At 35.5% G+C, this 18,023-nt stretch carries 13 protein-coding genes; 10 read left to right on the forward strand and 3 right to left on the reverse strand.

Features of this window, described 5'->3' with window-relative positions:
* From HMPREF2846_RS12035 to sbcC, 5 genes are all read left to right on the forward strand, one after another.
* Nucleotides 1-416, forward strand: a 416-nt coding sequence (locus HMPREF2846_RS12035) for a transketolase-like TK C-terminal-containing protein (protein WP_305366922.1), incomplete at its 5' end; no start/stop codon positions are given.
* Nucleotides 417-590: 174 nt separating this feature from the next.
* On the forward strand, nucleotides 591-821 hold the full coding sequence (locus tag HMPREF2846_RS12040) for a YneF family protein (protein ID WP_023015255.1): 231 nt from the start codon (nucleotides 591-593) through the stop codon (nucleotides 819-821).
* Nucleotides 822-982: 161 nt separating this feature from the next.
* Nucleotides 983-1,450, forward strand: coding sequence for a CcdC family protein (locus HMPREF2846_RS12045; RefSeq protein WP_002480856.1), 468 nt, complete (start codon nucleotides 983-985; stop codon nucleotides 1,448-1,450).
* Between the two features lie 277 nt (nucleotides 1,451-1,727).
* Nucleotides 1,728-2,855: an exonuclease subunit SbcD gene (gene sbcD, locus HMPREF2846_RS12050; RefSeq protein ID WP_070626719.1), complete on the forward strand. Its 1,128-nt coding sequence runs from the start codon at nucleotides 1,728-1,730 to the stop codon at nucleotides 2,853-2,855.
* Nucleotides 2,852-5,890, forward strand: a complete 3,039-nt coding sequence (sbcC, locus tag HMPREF2846_RS12055) for an exonuclease subunit SbcC (RefSeq protein WP_070626720.1) — start codon at nucleotides 2,852-2,854, stop codon at nucleotides 5,888-5,890. The genes sbcD and sbcC overlap by 4 nt, the downstream gene beginning before the upstream one ends.
* A gap of 58 nt (nucleotides 5,891-5,948) precedes the next feature.
* Here the strand turns inward: sbcC and mscL are convergent, their stop codons facing one another.
* Entirely contained in the window at nucleotides 5,949-6,320 is a 372-nt protein-coding gene (gene mscL, locus HMPREF2846_RS12060; protein ID WP_002480859.1) for a large conductance mechanosensitive channel protein MscL, read from the reverse strand.
* Nucleotides 6,321-6,700: 380 nt separating this feature from the next.
* Between mscL and HMPREF2846_RS12065 the strand changes: the two genes are divergently transcribed.
* The 3 genes from HMPREF2846_RS12065 (at nucleotide 6,701) to menI (ending at nucleotide 11,876) form a co-directional block, all read left to right on the forward strand.
* A complete protein-coding gene (locus tag HMPREF2846_RS12065; protein WP_002480860.1) occupies nucleotides 6,701-8,326 on the forward strand; it encodes a BCCT family transporter in 1,626 nt (541 codons plus the stop codon).
* A 263-nt stretch (nucleotides 8,327-8,589) separates the two neighbouring features.
* Nucleotides 8,590-11,295 (forward strand): aconitate hydratase AcnA, encoded by a 2,706-nt coding sequence (gene acnA / locus HMPREF2846_RS12070; protein WP_002480861.1) that lies wholly within the window; start codon nucleotides 8,590-8,592, stop codon nucleotides 11,293-11,295.
* 119 nt (nucleotides 11,296-11,414) lie between these two features.
* Entirely contained in the window at nucleotides 11,415-11,876 is a 462-nt protein-coding gene (gene menI, locus HMPREF2846_RS12075) for a 1,4-dihydroxy-2-naphthoyl-CoA hydrolase MenI (RefSeq protein WP_002480862.1), read from the forward strand.
* 64 nt (nucleotides 11,877-11,940) lie between these two features.
* Here menI and HMPREF2846_RS12080 read toward each other — a convergent pair whose 3' ends face one another.
* Entirely contained in the window at nucleotides 11,941-12,237 is a 297-nt protein-coding gene (locus HMPREF2846_RS12080; RefSeq protein WP_002480863.1) for a HesB/YadR/YfhF family protein, read from the reverse strand.
* Nucleotides 12,238-12,421: 184 nt separating this feature from the next.
* Nucleotides 12,422-13,030 carry a glycerol-3-phosphate 1-O-acyltransferase PlsY gene (plsY, locus tag HMPREF2846_RS12085; protein ID WP_023015251.1) on the reverse strand — a complete coding sequence of 203 codons (609 nt, stop codon included), beginning with the start codon at nucleotides 13,028-13,030 and terminating at the stop codon, nucleotides 12,422-12,424.
* Between the two features lie 292 nt (nucleotides 13,031-13,322).
* Between plsY and parE the strand changes: the two genes are divergently transcribed.
* Together parE and parC are read left to right on the forward strand one after the other, a co-directional pair.
* A complete protein-coding gene (gene parE, locus HMPREF2846_RS12090; RefSeq protein ID WP_070626721.1) occupies nucleotides 13,323-15,323 on the forward strand; it encodes a DNA topoisomerase IV subunit B in 2,001 nt (666 codons plus the stop codon).
* The gene (parC, locus tag HMPREF2846_RS12095; protein ID WP_070626722.1) at nucleotides 15,320-17,743 is read left to right on the forward strand and encodes a DNA topoisomerase IV subunit A; all 2,424 of its coding nucleotides are present in this window, start codon (nucleotides 15,320-15,322) and stop codon (nucleotides 17,741-17,743) included. Before parE ends, parC begins: the two co-directional genes overlap by 4 nt.
* The last annotated feature ends 280 nt before the right edge of the window (nucleotides 17,744-18,023 follow it).

Below are 18,023 nucleotides of genomic sequence, written 5' to 3' on the forward strand. Positions count from 1 at the left end.
TAGATGTTTCTAAAGAAACAGTAGAAGAAGGTGTACGTAAAGGTGCTTATGTAGTATATGAATCTGAAGAAAATCCAGAATATCTTGTATTAGCTTCTGGTTCAGAAGTAAGCTTAGCCGTAGAAGCAGCAAAAACTTTTGCGGATAACGGTAACTCAGTACGTGTTGTTTCTATGCCGAACTGGCATGCATTTGAACAACAACCAAAATCTTACCAAGATGAAGTTATCCCACCAACAGTTAAAAAACGTTTAGCGATTGAAATGGCTTCTTCATTAGGTTGGCATAAATATGTCGGCTTAGAAGGCGAAGTACTAGGTATCGATCGTTTCGGCGCAAGTGCACCAGGCGGATTAGTTGTTGAAAAATATGACTTCACTAAAGAAAATGTTTTAAAACTTTTGAATAACCTATAAGTTTTGGATTAAGATAAAGATAAGAGCTATTCTACAATTGAAACACCCAAAATAGCGGTTAGCGTTTCAATGAGCTAGGAATAGCTCTTATTCTTATATTTTAGTATCGATTCAACTTGAAAAGATGAAATTATTTTAGTAAAATGCTAAAGGATAAAGAAAGTGGGTGAGACAATGGCAACTTGGATAGCAATTTTATTAATCATTGCTGCACTTATCATCGGTTTAGTTGGTGGATTCTTCCTAGCAAGAAAATATATGATGGATTATCTTAAAAAGAATCCTCCTATCAACGAAGAGATGTTACGTATGATGATGATGCAAATGGGCCAAAAACCATCTCAAAAGAAAATCAATCAAATGATGACGATGATGAACAAAAACATGGATCAAAAAATGAAATAATCAGTATCTATAAAAAGAAAGTTGTGTGCAGCGGCATATAGCTTTCTTTTTATTTGTATTTATACATTTTCAATCGTTTTGATATGGAAATATAGACACAAAATGATATACTATGAAATGATTTCTCAGGATAGACTTAATGTAGAAAAGAAGGTGTCACGGTGTTATATCTTATATTCTCAGTCGGTGTCGCATTTTTAATGAGTATCGGCGTTATTATATTACGAATGAAAGCACAACAATATCCAGTCAATGAGAAGAAACTCATATTGCCGCCGATTTTTATGTCTACAGGTGCACTGATGTATGTTATTCCTTATTTTAGAATTACAGGACTTGAAGCACTTGAAGCAATGGCAGTTGGGTTGATGTTCTCAATTGTATTGATTTGGACATCTCGTTTCGAGATAAAAGGCAAAGAGATTTATATGAAACGTTCGAAAGCCTTTCCAATCATTTTGATTTCCTTGCTAGTGATTCGTACTGTTATGAAACTTGTCATCAGCAGTCAAATTGATCCAGGTCAACTCGGCGGTATGTTTTTCTTATTGGCATTTTCAATGATTTTACCATGGCGAATTGCGATGTTGATGAAATATAAAAAATTAAGAAAACAAATAGCTGATTGATGGATAATAGTAAATAAAACAATAAATATAATTTAAACGATGTTTTGCAATGATTGGTAAAGCATCGTTTATTTTTATTTTGGGTAAGAAATAAGCATAAAGAGAGGTGACTCGGAGTGAAACTCAAACATGTTATAGGTATTATTTCAGCGATTATTGCTGGGATGGTGTATACCTTTGCAAAATTTCAAAAGCTATATAAGTAGTCAATGATGAACGTCTATTCTCTATAAAGGGATGGACGTTTTGTATTATAATCAATAAAAGAGGTGATTAGATGAAAATCATACATACTGCCGATTGGCATCTAGGTAAAATTTTAAATGGGCAATCTTTTTTAGAGGACCAACGTTACATTTTAAACCAATTTATTGATGCGATGAAAGAAGAACAACCAGACGTCATTGTCATTGCAGGTGACTTGTATGACACGAGCTATCCAAATAAAGAAACAGTTAAATTATTAGAAGAAACAACAAGAACTTTAAACTTAACATTAAATATCCCACTTATCATTATTAGCGGTAACCATGATGGCAGAACACGATTGAATTATGGAGCTAGCTGGTTTGAGCATACGCATTTATATATTCGCACCAATTTAGACCGCATTGCAGAACCGATTACGATTAATGGTGTGAATTTTTATATGTTGCCATACGCAACTTTAGGAGAAATTCAGCATTTCTATCCAGAAGAAAAATTGAAGTCCTACGATCAAGCAATTCAATGTTGTTTAAAACATATGACAGCACAATTAGACTCTAATCAAACTAATATATTAGTCGGTCATCTGACTGTTTCAGGCGGCATAAAGTCAGATTCAGAACGTGAGTTATCTATTGGAACAGTTGAAGAAATACCGGAAAATGTTATGAAGCAATTTGATAGCGTACTCTTAGGCCATTTACATCATCCATTCAGTATTCAATCAGATTTTGTTCATTACAGTGGCTCACTCTTACAGTACTCATTTTCAGAAACGAAACAAGCAAAAGGTTATCGTAAATTAACTGTAGATGAAGAAGGATACATTGAATCTATTTTCATTCCACTCAAACCATTGAGAGAATTAGAAGTCGTTGATACCACTTATGAAGAAGCAATTCAAGAAAATGCACAAGTTAAAAATAAAGAAAACTACATCCATTTCAATTTAACTCAACTTTCACATGTTAATGATCCGATGATGAATTTAAAACAAATCTATCCTAACGTATTAGCACTATCTAATCAGAGTCAAACGTTTGAAGTACATGAAACGCAAAATGCGATTAAACAAATGACAGATAAAGAAATTATTGAAGATTTCTATGAAAGCATGACACAAAAATCATTAAGCAAAGTACAAGAACAAAAAATTAATGACCTGTTAAATCGCATGAATCGAGGTGAAGAAGCATGAGACCATTGACATTACATTTAGAAAACTTCGGGCCTTTCTTAGACGAAACAATAGATTTTTCTAAACTAGAGGATAACGAACTGTTTTTAATCAGCGGTAAAACAGGTTCAGGAAAGTCTATGTTATTTGATGCGATAGTCTATGCTTTATTTGATGAAGCTTCTTTAGAAAGCAGAAAAGGCAAAGAGCTTAGAAGCCATTTCGCAGATGGTAAATCACCAATGGTTGTCACATTTGAATTTCGATTGAAAAATCGTTTATTTAAAGTCGTCCGACAAGCACCCTTTGTGAAAGAAGGAAATAAAAACGAGACAAAAGGCGAAGCACTAATTTACGAGTGGAAAAATGACGGCTATGAACTTATAGAAAGTCGAATCAGACAAGGAAAAGAGTATCTGATCAGATTATTAGGCTTTAATGCCAGTCAGTTCAGACAATTATTTATTTTGCCGCAAGGTGAATTTAAAAAGTTTTTATTCTCTAAAAGTTCTGAGAAACAAACAATTTTACGTACATTATTCAACACAGTACGTTTTGACCACCTAAAAAAGCAACTAGAAGAAGAGATTAAAGATGAAAAACATCAAATTGAATTACGTTATCAAACAATTGCGCAACATTGGCAAAATGTAGATACTTTTGAAGATGAACATTTAGATAATTTGAAAACAACACCAAGTATTCAAACAGATAAATTGATGTTATACATCCCAGAATTTGAAACAACAGCTGAAACATTATTAAAACAACTGACAAAACAAAAAGAAAAAGAACAAAATGAATTTGAAAAAGCAGATGCTACGTATCGTAAAGCACTTGAACTGAATCAAAACATCAAAGCATTACAACAAGAACAAGAAAAGTATCAAAACTTAACAAATGAAGTACAACATATTGAATCGTTAGAAACACTTTTAAAACAAATGAGTGAAGTGCGTCCTTTACATCAAATTTTGACGACACTTGAACAATCGCGTGAAGATTACACACAAACGCAAGAAAGATCTGAAAATTTAACTAAACAGTTAAAACAAACTGCAACGCAATTAGAAGAAAGTAAACAACAGTTAAAACAATTACAAGAAAATCAATCGCAAATCGAACAAGCACAACATTTTATAAGTGAAACTCAATATTTTTATAAAAATGCATCTCAATATCAAAGTGCTTATAAATTAATCGATGAGCTGACAGTTGAAGTGAAACAACTAGAAGATGCATTAAATGAACATCAAGCACATTTAAAACAACTTGATTCAAGTCATGAAACAGTTCAACCGGATTACGAAAAAGTAAATCAACTAACCCAGAAACTGTTCGAAATTGACAATGAAATTAAAGCAGCTGAACAATATCAAACTGCCTTTACGACATATCAAAAGCAAATACAAAATATTGAACGGCTAAAAACAAAGCAAGAAGAAAATCAAACGGCCTTAAATGAACTAGAAGAAAAAATCAAAGCATTCAATACACATCAGTTAGAATTAGACAATCAAGAAACAATGATTCGAAAATTACAATCTATGTTAGAACCTGGTGATCAATGTCCAATTTGTGGTCATGAAATTACATCACTGTCAGATCATGTAGATTACGAACAATTAAGAGCTTATCGACATGAGCTGGAAAACTTACAAAAACAAAGAGATGAATTAAAAGCTAAAGCAGCCGAATTCAATACAGAAATAAAATTCGAGCAACAAGCAGTCAATACGTTTGAAGAAACACATGGCACTGAAAATACCAAAGTGGATATAGAAACATTAAGGGAGCAATATAAAGATACAGAAACCCAAAAACAACAACAACAAAAAGCTAATGCTGAACTTGAAGAGAAAATAAAGCAAAAACAACAAACTAAAGAAGCAATTCAGTCATTACAGTTAAAAGTGACCAATCAACAAGCTGAATTGACGAACCAGCAAAAACTGATTAAAGCGTTTGAATCAAATACTGAATATAAAGATGTAGTGGCGTTTAAAAATGATTATGAAACTAAAGAAAAAGAAGTTCATCAATTTGAAAAACAACAGACAAAGTTAACTGAAAAAATAAGAGAGCTTGAACAAGACTTTGCATTAAAACAAAACTCGCTTCAAAGTGTTAATGAGCGTCTATCAGAACTCTCAGAACAAATCAAAAATCAAGAAACACAGTCTAATAAAGAAATGGAAACGCTAGGTATTCAATCACCAGATGAAGTAAAAAATGTTCTGGATAAAATGAGTGAGAAAGCATCTATTGAACAAGAAATTAAAGATTTCCGTGACGCTCAAGTTAAACTAGCCAGCCAAATTGAGAATTTAAAACAATTGATACAAGGACAACCTGAACCAGATTTAGAAAGTTTGGAAGCGCAACTTCAAGAGGCGAAAGAGAAGTTAAATGTGCAAACGCGACAAGTAAATGAACATGAATTCAAAATCCAATCTAATCAAAAAGAATTTAAGGCGTTAAAAGAGAATATAACAACGTTACAGCAAGAATTAGCTGATCAAGAAGAGATTTTCAGACTTTCAGAAATTTTATCTGGAAAAAATATTCAAAAATTAACACTAGAAAACTTTGTGTTGAGATATTACTTGAATTTGATTATTGATAATGCGAATAAACGTTTCTTCCAGATGACAAATCAAAGGTATAAATTGGTGAGAAGTGAAGCGGTGTCAGTAGGTTACAGTGGATTAGATATAGAAGTCTTTGACTGGTATTCTAATAAATCACGACCGATTAGTACATTGTCAGGCGGAGAATCTTTCCAAGCTGCATTAGCCTTAGCGTTAGGCTTAAGTGAAGTGGTACAACAAGAATCTGGCGGTATTACGTTAGAAGCTATCTTTATCGATGAAGGATTTGGAACGCTAGACCAAGAAACGTTAGAAACAGCATTGGATACATTGATTAATATTAAAACATCAGGTCGAATGGTGGGGATTATTTCTCATGTCAGCGAGTTAAAACAACGCATTCCAAGTATTTTACAGATTCATTCAAATGGTTATCAAAGCCATGCAGAATTTAGATTTCAATAAAAAAAGCAATGCCACAGTTATTAAAATTGCGGCATTGCTTTTTATTTTGTGCTAAATCTTATTGATCAGATGGGTTGTTCTGTTTTTGAAGTAAGTCTCTGATTTCAGTTAATAAGATTGTATTTTCTTCTGGTTCTTCTTCAACTTCTTCTTTCTTCATCATTGTATTAGCTACTTTAACGAATAAGAATAATGCAAAAGCGACGATTAAGAAATCAATAATCGATTGAATAAATAAACCATATTTAATACCGAACATTGACCAGTTTTTCGCAAAATCTACTGTTCCGAAAATCAAACCGATTAACGGCATAATAATATAAGTGACAAGTGATGTAACAATCTTATTGAATGCAGCTCCCATTACTACTGCGACAGCTAAATCTAATACATTTCCTTTAAACGCAAACTCTTTAAATTCTTTAAACACGAGTATGTCCTCCTAAATTTACTAAAGTTAATTATACATTAATGTTTTAAGTAATAAAATACATTTTTTTAGATGTTGGATTTTTTACTAATAGTAAGCGTTTGCTTAAAAAAAGTTAAAAATTCTTAGTTTTTTATCTGGTAAGAGGGTATGTTAAAGTAATGTATAATTTCAATGTAAGAAATCAAGTTGTTTATTGCTCAATGTATTTTTAATAAAATTGATTTTTATACGATTGTATAATCAATTTTCCTAAATTTGCCTATACAACTTGATTTTGTTATGATTATACTTGGTTTTTCACTAAAATGATATTTTGTTATAAAATATCAAAAGCATATCATTGACAACAAAATAAATCAGAAAGGGAGTAATTGATTATGGATTCTTCTCAAAGAGGTAAGAAGCTCTCACCAGTCTTTATTTACGCTTCAATTATTGTACTTATTGTAGTACTCGCTGGTGCAATCTTCCCATCACAGTTTGATCATGTAACGAATACAATCAAACTATGGATTACCGATAAATTGGGTTGGTATTACTTAATCTTAACTACAATCCTAGTATTCTTCTGTGTTTTCCTTATCTTCAGTCCAATTGGAAAACTGAAACTAGGTAAGCCTAATGACAAACCTGAATTCAATACGATTTCATGGTTTGCGATGTTATTCAGTGCCGGTATGGGTATCGGTTTAGTATTCTATGGTGCAGCAGAACCAATGGGACATTTTGCGGCGCCGCCAAATGCGAAACCTGAAACAGCTCAAGCCTATACTGAAGCGTTACGTTCTACGTTCTTCCACTGGGGCTTCCATGCATGGGCAACTTATGGTGTAGTAGCATTAGCACTTGCTTATGCACAGTTCAGAAAAGGAGAACCAGGTTTATTATCTAAGACTTTACGTCCTATTTTAGGAGATAAAGTAGATGGACCTGTGGGTACTATCATTGACGTATTAGCAGTCTTCGCGACTGTTGTTGGTGTAGCAGTATCATTAGGTATGGGTGCACTACAAATCAATGGTGGTTTACATTACTTATTCGGCCTTCCAAACAATGTTTGGGTACAAGGTATTATTATCGTTGTTGTGACTATCATGTTCATCGCATCAGCATGGTCTGGTATCAGTAAAGGGATCCAATACTTAAGTAACTTAAACATCGGTTTAGGTACAATTTTAATGATTGTTGCATTAATTATTGGTCCAACTGTTCTAATCTTAGACATGTTGACAAGCTCAACAGGTAGCTTGTTGAACACATTCTTAGCCAACAGCTTTGATACAGCAGCATTAAACCCACAAAAACGTGAATGGATGTCAGGTTGGACACTATACTATTGGGGCTGGTGGTTAAGCTGGAGTCCATTCGTAGGTGTGTTCATTGCGCGTGTATCTAAAGGACGTTCAATTCGCGAATTCGTTTCAGGCGTGCTATTAGTACCAGCATTAGTCAGCTTCATTTGGTTCAGTGTGTTTGGTGTACTAGGTATTGAAACTGGTAAAAAACACAAAGAAATCTTTGAAATGTCACCTGAGACACAATTATTCGCAGTATTTAATCACTTGCCTTTAGGCATTATATTATCAATTGTTGCGTTACTATTGATTGCATCATTCTTCGTTACTTCTGCAGACTCAGCTACATTCGTATTAGGTATGCAGACTTCTTATGGTTCATTAGAACCGGCATCATACATTAAAGTAACTTGGGGTGTTGCGCAATCATTAATCGCGTTCATCTTGTTATTCTCAGGTGGAGATACAGGCTTAAACTCACTGCAAAGTGCAGCGATTATCAGTGCCTTGCCATTCTCCATTGTGATCATATTAATGATGATTGCCTTCTACAAAGATGCGAACCGTGAACGTAAGTTCTTAGGCTTAACATTGACGCCTAATAAGCATCGTTTAGAAGAATATGTGAAATATTCACAACAAGATTATGAAGAAGATATTCTAGAAAAACGTAAAGTACGTCAACAATCACAAAATCTTGATTCTTAATTGAATTATAGATGCGTTGTCTTTCAATTATTAAATTGAAAGGCAGCGCATTTTTAATTTTATTTAGGCTAAATAAATGAAAATTATTCTCAATACATAATAGATACTTATTACATGAAGCGGATATGATAAGATATACTTATACATACTGATTATAAAACAAAAACAATGAACATTTGGTTTTTAATGAATATCAGTTGTATTCGCTATCATATCAATATACAATCTAAGTAAAGGCATAATATTAATCAGGGGGGATTTAGATGTCTTCTAACTTAAAAGAGCAAGCAAAGAAAACGTTTACTTTAAACGACAATACGTATACTTTTTACGATTTGCAGTCATTAGAAGAACAAGGTTTAACTAAAATCAACAAATTGCCATATTCAATTCGAGTACTATTGGAATCGGTATTACGCCAAGAGGATGGCTTCGTAATTACTGATGACCATATTAAAGAATTAGCGAAATTCGGTGATGGCGCTGAAGGTGAAGTACCATTTAAACCATCTCGTGTTATCTTACAAGACTTCACAGGTGTACCAGCAGTTGTTGACTTAGCTTCATTACGTAAAGCAATGGATGATGTAGGCGGCGATATTAATAAAATTAACCCGGAAGTACCTGTAGACTTAGTTATTGACCACTCAGTACAAGTAGACAGCTATGCGAATCCAGATGCATTACGTCAAAACATGAAATTAGAATTCCACCGTAACTTCGAACGTTACCAATTCTTAAACTGGGCAACAAAAGCATTCGATAACTACAATGCTGTACCACCAGCAACAGGTATCGTACACCAAGTTAACTTAGAGTACTTAGCTAACGTTGTACATGCAAGAGACGTAGATGGTGAAACAGTAGCATTCCCAGATACATTAGTCGGTACTGACTCTCATACGACAATGATCAACGGTCTTGGCGTATTAGGTTGGGGTGTCGGCGGTATTGAAGCTGAAGCAGGTATGTTAGGTCAACCTTCATACTTCCCAATTCCAGACGTAATCGGTGTTCGTTTAGAAAACCAATTACCACAAGGTGCAACAGCAACTGACTTAGCTTTACGTGTAACTGAAGAGTTACGTAAAAAAGGCGTAGTTGGTAAATTCGTAGAATTCTATGGTCCTGGTGTTCAACACTTACCATTAGCTGACCGTGCTACAATCGCTAACATGGCACCTGAATACGGTGCAACATGTGGTTTCTTCCCAGTTGATGAAGAATCATTAAAATATTTACGTTTAACAGGCCGTACTGAAGAACAAATTGAATTAGTTGAAGAATACTTGAAACAAAACCATATGTTCTTCGATGTGGAAAAAGAAGATCCTTCTTACACAGATGTTCTTGAATTAGACTTATCTACTGTAGAACCTTCTTTATCAGGTCCTAAACGTCCACAAGACTTAATTAAATTAGGCGACATGAAACAAGAATTCGAAAAAGCAGTGACTGCACCAGCAGGCAACCAAGGTTTCGGATTCGACGAATCTGAATTCGATAAAGAAGCAACAATCGAATTCGCAGATGGCCACACTGCTAAAATGACAACAGGTGATATCGCTATTGCGGCAATCACTTCATGTACAAACACATCTAACCCATATGTAATGTTAGGTGCTGGTTTAGTTGCGAAAAAAGCAGTTGAAAAAGGCATGAAAGTACCTGAGTACGTGAAAACATCACTTGCACCAGGTTCTAAAGTTGTAACTGGCTATTTAGATGATTCAGGCTTACAAGAGTACTTAGATGCATTAGGCTTTAACTTAGTAGGTTATGGTTGTACGACATGTATCGGTAACTCAGGTCCATTATTACCAGAAATTGAAAAAGCAATTTCAGGTGAAGACTTACTTGTAACTTCTGTATTATCTGGTAACCGTAACTTCGAAGGTCGTATCCACCCATTAGTAAAAGGTAACTACTTAGCTTCACCACCATTAGTTGTGGCATATGCTTTAGCAGGTACTGTAGATATCGACTTACAAAATGACCCAATCGGTCAAGACAAAGATGGCAACGATGTATACTTAGATGATATCTGGCCATCAATCAAAGAAGTTGCTGATACTGTTGAAAGCACTGTTACACCTGACTTATTCCGTGAAGAATACTCAGATGTATACACAAATAACGAAATGTGGAATGAAATTGAAACTACGGATCAACCATTATACGACTTTGATCCTAACTCAACTTATATCCAAAACCCTACATTCTTCCAAGGTTTATCAAAAGAACCAGGAAAAATCGAACCGCTTAAAGATCTACGCGTGATGGGTAAATTCGGTGACTCAGTAACAACTGACCACATTTCACCAGCGGGTGCAATTGGTAAAGATACGCCAGCAGGTCAATACTTGCAAGAAAATGACGTACCAATCAGAGAGTTCAACTCATACGGTTCTCGTCGTGGTAACCACGAAGTAATGGTAAGAGGTACTTTCGCAAACATCCGTATTAAAAACCAATTAGCGCCAGGTACAGAAGGCGGCTTCACAACTTACTGGCCTACAGGCGAAGTAATGCCAATCTATGACGCGGCAATGAAATACAAAGAAGACGGTACTGGATTAGTTGTCTTAGCAGGTAACGACTACGGTATGGGATCTTCTCGTGACTGGGCTGCTAAAGGTACAAACTTACTAGGCGTTAAGACAGTTATTGCACAAAGCTACGAACGTATCCACCGTTCTAACTTAGTAATGATGGGTGTATTACCGCTTCAATTCCAAGACGGCGACTCAGCTGACAGCCTTGGATTAGATGGTACTGAAGAAATTTCAGTAGACATCGATGAATCTGTAAAACCACATGACAAAGTTAAAGTAACTGCTAAAAAAGAAAATGGCGAAACAATCGAATTCGATGTAATCGCTCGTTTCGATTCACAAGTTGAATTAGACTACTACCGTCATGGCGGTATCTTACAACTTGTATTACGTAATAAATTAGCAAATGCGTAAGGCTTCAACCTTATTTTGATAGAACTTGATGTGAGGCTAAGATGGTGTGAAACTGTCTTAGCCTCTTCATTTTGTGCTATGATAAAACATGGAATGAGAATAGAAAGTGTGGCGTAAAAATGATATACAGTATTACTGAAATAGAAGCAAGATACCAAGAAACTGATAAAATGGGATTTATTTATCATGGGAACTATGCGACATGGTTTGAAGTTGCTCGTACAGACTATATAAGCAAGCTTGGCTTTAATTATGCCGATATGGAAGCGCGTGGCATCATTTCTCCAGTCACGCACTTAGATGTGAAGTTTATTAAACCTGTGACTTATCCTGAAAAAGTAAGAATAAAAACATGGGTAGAACGCTATTCACGTTTACGCTCTTTATATCGTTATGAAATTTATAACGAAAAAGGAGAAATTGCGACAACAGGTTCAACTGAGCTGATATGTATGACAGAAGATACGCATACACCGATTCGTTTAGATCGTTATTTCCCAGACTGGCACGAAGTCTATCAAGAAGTAGAAAAACGAAACAAAGCTGGCGAACAATTTGAAGTGACTGATGGGATTCAATAATTAAATGAACGCAAAAAACTGGGACATATGAATGCCCCAGTTTTATATGTGTTTAGAGATGCTATTAAAATTTGAAAGTAATTTCATCTTTGTCATCAACATCGATAGTTATTGATACATCTTCAAAGTACCATAAGTCTTTTTCGGCAATAATGATGTCTACACCGTCATAGTCTTGTTCAAATCCAATTTCAATGGGTTGATCATTGCGGTTATCAATATTGAATGCAGGGCTGAAACCTTGTTTGATTTGAGGTTCTCCGCCATAACGCACAAAGATGTGAATGGCTTTTCCTTCTTGAGGTAATTCAAACTCATCTTTGAACCAGTTGATTGCTTTATCTGTCAATTTCAATTCCATGGTAAAACTCCTCTCATTATTACCAAATATTATGCTGCATATAAAGATTTATATATAAGAGTATAACCGTTATAACACCATGATTAACCTTAAATGCTCAATTTCTTTAAAAAGTATAGAACGGATTTGACAAAATTTTGTATAGTTATAAAAAACCGGAACACATTTTGTCCCGGTTTGTGGTTTACATCCATTTAATTTTAGGCTCTTCACCTTTGAAGATTCTTATAATATTTGTACGGTGTCTGATAATCAATAAGACAGCAACGATGATGCTGACACCTAATAAGATATAATCTTGAATAATGAGTGATCCGATGACACAGCAAATAGCTGCGACGATACTTGATAAGGATACGTATTTAGTCAGTTTTAATGTAATAAAGAAGATAGCTGCTAAGATTAAGAGTAAAATCGGAGCAACACCTAATACGACACCCGCACTGGTTGCGACAGCTTTTCCGCCTTTGAATTTAAGAAAGACTGGGAAAACATGTCCGACTATCGCAAATACACCGACAATCATACCATGTGTAAAGAACTCACTGATAGGTCCTGTCGTATGGATTGGGAACCATAGTGGAAAGAAAACTACAATAAAACCTTTAAATATATCTAAGAAAGTTACAGCAAATCCGGCTGGTCGTCCTAACACACGAAAACTGTTAGTAGCACCGGTATTACCGCTTCCATACTGTCTTATATCTTTTTTGAAAAATAATTTTCCGATTATGATACCGCTTGGGAATGAACCTACTAAGTAGGCGAGCAGCAGCATGAGTACAATCATCATTGACCTTGACACTTCCTTTATTGACGATAACGTTATTTTACCACACTCCAAGACTTTGAAGTGGACTGTTCTGTTATTTTCACGACACATTCTCGTTATATATAGTTTAAGCGACAATGTTCGATTTTCATAGTAACAAAATCTTTTATCGAAAGAAATCTTTTTTCGTTAGGTTGTAAAATGTTATCGTATGCAAATCAATTTCTGACTTGCATTTTGATTTGATTTAAGTAAGAATGTTTATTGTAATGTTTTATAAACGAACGTACGTTTGTAGGAGGCGAAGAATCGATTGGCAACAAATAAACGACAAAACTATTCGGACGATTCTATTCAAGTACTTGAAGGATTAGAAGCAGTCCGTAAAAGACCAGGAATGTATATTGGGTCAACCGATAAACGTGGTTTACACCACTTAGTATATGAAATCGTAGATAACTCAGTAGATGAGGTATTGAACGGTTATGGTAATGAAATCAAAGTGACTATCAATAAAGACGATAGTATCACAATAGAAGATAACGGACGCGGGATGCCGACGGGGATTCATAAATCTGGTAAACCGACAGTCGAAGTTATCTTCACAATCTTGCATGCCGGCGGTAAGTTCGGCCAAGGCGGCTATAAAACATCAGGCGGCTTACATGGTGTAGGGGCTTCCGTAGTTAACGCATTGAGTGAATGGTTAGTCGTTGAAATTTATAGAGACGGCTTTATTTATGAACAGCGTTTTAATAAAGGGGGATTACCTGCCACTGGTTTAGAGAAAAAAGGAAAAACACGTAAAAAAGGAACGAAAGTAACGTTCAAACCTGATCCAGAAATCTTTAAATCAGCCACATCATTCAATTTTGATACATTAAGCGAACGCCTACAAGAATCAGCCTTCCTTTTAAAAAATCTAAAAATCACTTTAACAGACTTACGTTCTGGTAAAGAAAGAGAAGAAATTTATCATTATGAAGACGGCATCAAAGAATTCGTGTCTTACGTCAACGAAGGCAAAGAAGTTTTACATGATGTTGCGACGTTTTCAGGAGAAGCCAATGGTATCGAAGTCGATATCGCTTTCCAATACAATGATCAATATTCTGAAAGTATCTTAAGCTTTGTCAATAACGTACGTACTAAAGACGGCGGTACACATGAAGTCGGATTTAAAACTGCGATGACACGTGTGTTTAATGATTATGCGCGTCGCATTGGTGAATTAAAAGCTAAAGATAAAAATTTAGATGGTAATGATATTCGTGAAGGCTTAACAGCGATTATTTCTGTCCGTATTCCTGAAGAGTTATTACAATTCGAAGGACAAACGAAGTCTAAACTAGGTACGGCGGAAGCAAGAAGTGCAGTAGATAGTGTAGTCGCAGAGAAACTACCTTTCTATTTAGAAGAAAAAGGACAATTATCTAAATCACTTGTCAAAAAAGCAGTGAAAGCACAACAAGCCAGAGAAGCTGCACGTAAAGCACGTGAAGATGCACGTTCTGGTAAAAAGAACAAACGCAAAGATACTTTATTGTCTGGTAAGTTAACACCAGCACAAAGTAAAAACACAGAGAAGAAAGAACTGTATCTTGTAGAGGGTGACTCTGCAGGTGGTTCCGCTAAACTCGGTCGTGACCGCAAATATCAAGCTATTTTACCATTACGTGGTAAGGTTATTAATACTGAGAAAGCACGTTTAGAAGATATCTTCAAAAACGAAGAAATCAACACTATTATTCATACGATCGGTGCAGGTGTAGGAACTGAATTCAAATTAGAAGACAGCAACTATAATCGTGTCATTATTATGACCGATGCCGATACAGATGGTGCACATATTCAAGTTTTATTATTAACGTTCTTCTTTAAATACATGAAGCCGCTTGTACAAGCAGGCCGTGTCTTTATTGCCTTGCCGCCACTTTACAAATTAGAAAAAGGCAAAGGTAAAGCGAAGAAAGTAGAATATGCCTGGACAGATGATGAACTAGAAAATCTTCAAAAACAATTAGGCAAAGGTTTCAGCTTACAACGTTATAAAGGTTTAGGTGAGATGAACCCTGACCAATTGTGGGAAACTACAATGAATCCAGAAACGCGTACGTTAATTCGCGTTAATGTTGAAGATGAAGTTCGTTCATCAAAACGTGTGACGACGTTGATGGGTGATAAAGTTGCACCACGTCGTGATTGGATTGAACGACATGTACAATTTGGTATGCAAGAAGATCAAAGTATTCTAGAAAATGATGAAATCGAAATTCTAGATCAAGAAGCATACGATGAGGAGGAAGTAAATTGAGCGAAATCATCCAAGACCTTTCGTTAGAAGATGTCATTGGCGACCGCTTCGGCCGCTACAGTAAATACATCATCCAAGAACGTGCCCTCCCAGATGTCAGAGACGGTTTAAAGCCGGTACAACGTCGTATATTATATGCGATGTACTCAAGCGGCAATACATTTGATAAAAACTTCCGTAAGAGTGCCAAAACAGTCGGTGATGTTATCGGACAATTCCACCCTCATGGCGACTCTTCTGTTTATGATGCGATGGTGCGTTTAAGTCAAGACTGGAAATTGCGTCATGTGTTAATTGAAATGCATGGTAATAACGGGAGTATCGATAATGACCCGCCAGCTGCGATGCGTTATACCGAAGCGAAACTCAGTCAACTTTCTGAAGAATTATTACGCGACATCAATAAAGAAACAGTTTCGTTTGTGCCGAACTATGATGATACTACAACAGAACCGATGGTATTGCCTGCGCGTTTCCCTAACTTATTAGTGAACGGTTCCACAGGGATTTCTGCAGGTTATGCGACAGATATTCCGCCGCACAACTTAGGTGAAGTCATTAATGGAACTTTGAAGTTCATTGATAATCCAGATATTACAGTGAATCAGTTAATGAAACACATAAAAGGGCCGGATTTCCCGACTGGCGGCATTATTCAAGGTGTCGACGGTATTAAAAAAGCATATGAAACAGGTAAAGGACGTATTGTTGTTCGCTCTATGGTGGAAACTGAAACGTTACGTAACGGCAGACAAGAATTAGTAGTGTCTGAAATTCCATATGAAGTGAATAAAAGTGCGTTAGTCAAAAAGATTGATGAATTGCGTGCAGATAAAAAAGTGGATGGTATTGTCGAAGTACGTGATGAAACAGACCGTACGGGATTACGTATTGCGATTGAATTGAAAAAAGATGTTAATAGTGAAGCGATTTTGAACTTCTTATACAAAAATACAGATTTACAAATCTCTTATAACTTCAACATGGTCGCAATCAGTGAAGGACGCCCTAAACAAATGGGCATCCGCCAAATTATCGATAGTTACTTGAATCACCAAATTGAAGTTGTGACGAAACGTACGCGCTATGACTTGTTCCACGCTGAAAAGCGTATGCATATTGTTGAAGGCTTAATGAAAGCTTTATCTGTGTTAGATGAAGTCATTGCGATTATCCGCGGATCTAAAAACAAACGTGATGCGAAAGATAATTTAGTCGCAGAGTTTGACTTCACTGAAGAACAAGCAGAAGCTATTGTGACATTGCAATTATATCGTTTAACAAACACTGATATTGTGGCGCTTGAAGCGGAACATAAAGAATTAGAAGAGCAAATCAAAGGCTTACGTCATATCTTAGATAACCACGATGCTTTATTAAACGTGATTAAAGATGAATTGAAAGAGATTCGTAAACGTTTTAAATCAGAACGTTTATCTCGTATTGAAGCAGAGATTTCTGAAATTAAAATCTCTAAAGAAGTGATTGTGCCGAGTGAGGAAACAATTTTAAGTTTATCTAAAGATGGTTACATCAAACGTACTTCAATCCGAAGCTTCAATGCGAATAAAGTAGAAGAAGTCGGATTAAAAGAGGGCGACAGCTTATTACGTTACGTAGAAACGAATACGCAACATATCGCTTTAGTCTTTACAGATAAAGGCCGTTATCTCTACTTACCGGTGCATAAACTATCTGATATCAAGTGGAAAGACCTTGGTCAGCATATTTCACAACTTGTGCCGATAGAAAATGATGAACGTGTCATTGATGTCTTTACTGAACCAGATTTCAAACAAGAAGCGGATTATTTAATGTCCACGAAAAACGGTATGATCAAGAAAAGTGAGTTAGGTCTGTTTAAGACAACACGTTTCAATAAACCGCTGATTGCGATGAAATTAAAAGATGACGATGTAGTGATTAATGTGATGCGTATTGAATCACCGCAATTACTCTCAGTCATTACACATACAGGTATGTCATTAACTTATAGTTCGGATGAATTATCAAGTACTGGTTTACGTGCTGCAGGGGTAAAATCGATTAACCTTAAAGATGATGACTACGTAGTGATGACACAAGTCGTACATCCTGATAATACGATTTTAATGGCAACACAAAGAGGTGCAGTTAAACGTATCGGCTATCAAGTGCTAACAGAAGCTAAACGTGCACAGCGCGGTATTAAACTGTTGAAAGAACTAAAAAGTAAACCGCATCGTATCGTAGGTGCTGATGTGATTGAAAATCCAGCTGCGACGTATACATTGTATTCAAACAAGGATACTTTCACAGGTACTGTCGGAGATGTACATTTAACAGAACAATATACAAATGGATCATTTGTGGTTGATGTAGATAGCTTCGGAGATGTTGAAGCATTATCTGTATCAGATATGAGTGAACCTGAAGCATAAATTTAATGAAGAAAAGCTGTTCAAAAAAGGGACGTATATCCCTTTTAATTTGAACAGCTTTTCTTTGTGAAGGATAAGGTTTTTCAAAAAAATATAGTCAGATAATTGCTAAGATGATAAAATATAGAGTAAATCAAATGAAATAACAAGTGGTAGCACATTCTTTTAGAATCCTGCCTCTTGGTATTTTTTTTATTTAAGTGGTGTATATTGAAGAAAGCAGTCGATATATTCCATTGTTATGTATCAGATATACATAAATATTTAACAGAATATGAGG

This window comes from Staphylococcus sp. HMSC056G08, assembly GCF_001812305.1.
Lineage (GTDB): Bacteria > Bacillota > Bacilli > Staphylococcales > Staphylococcaceae > Staphylococcus > Staphylococcus simulans.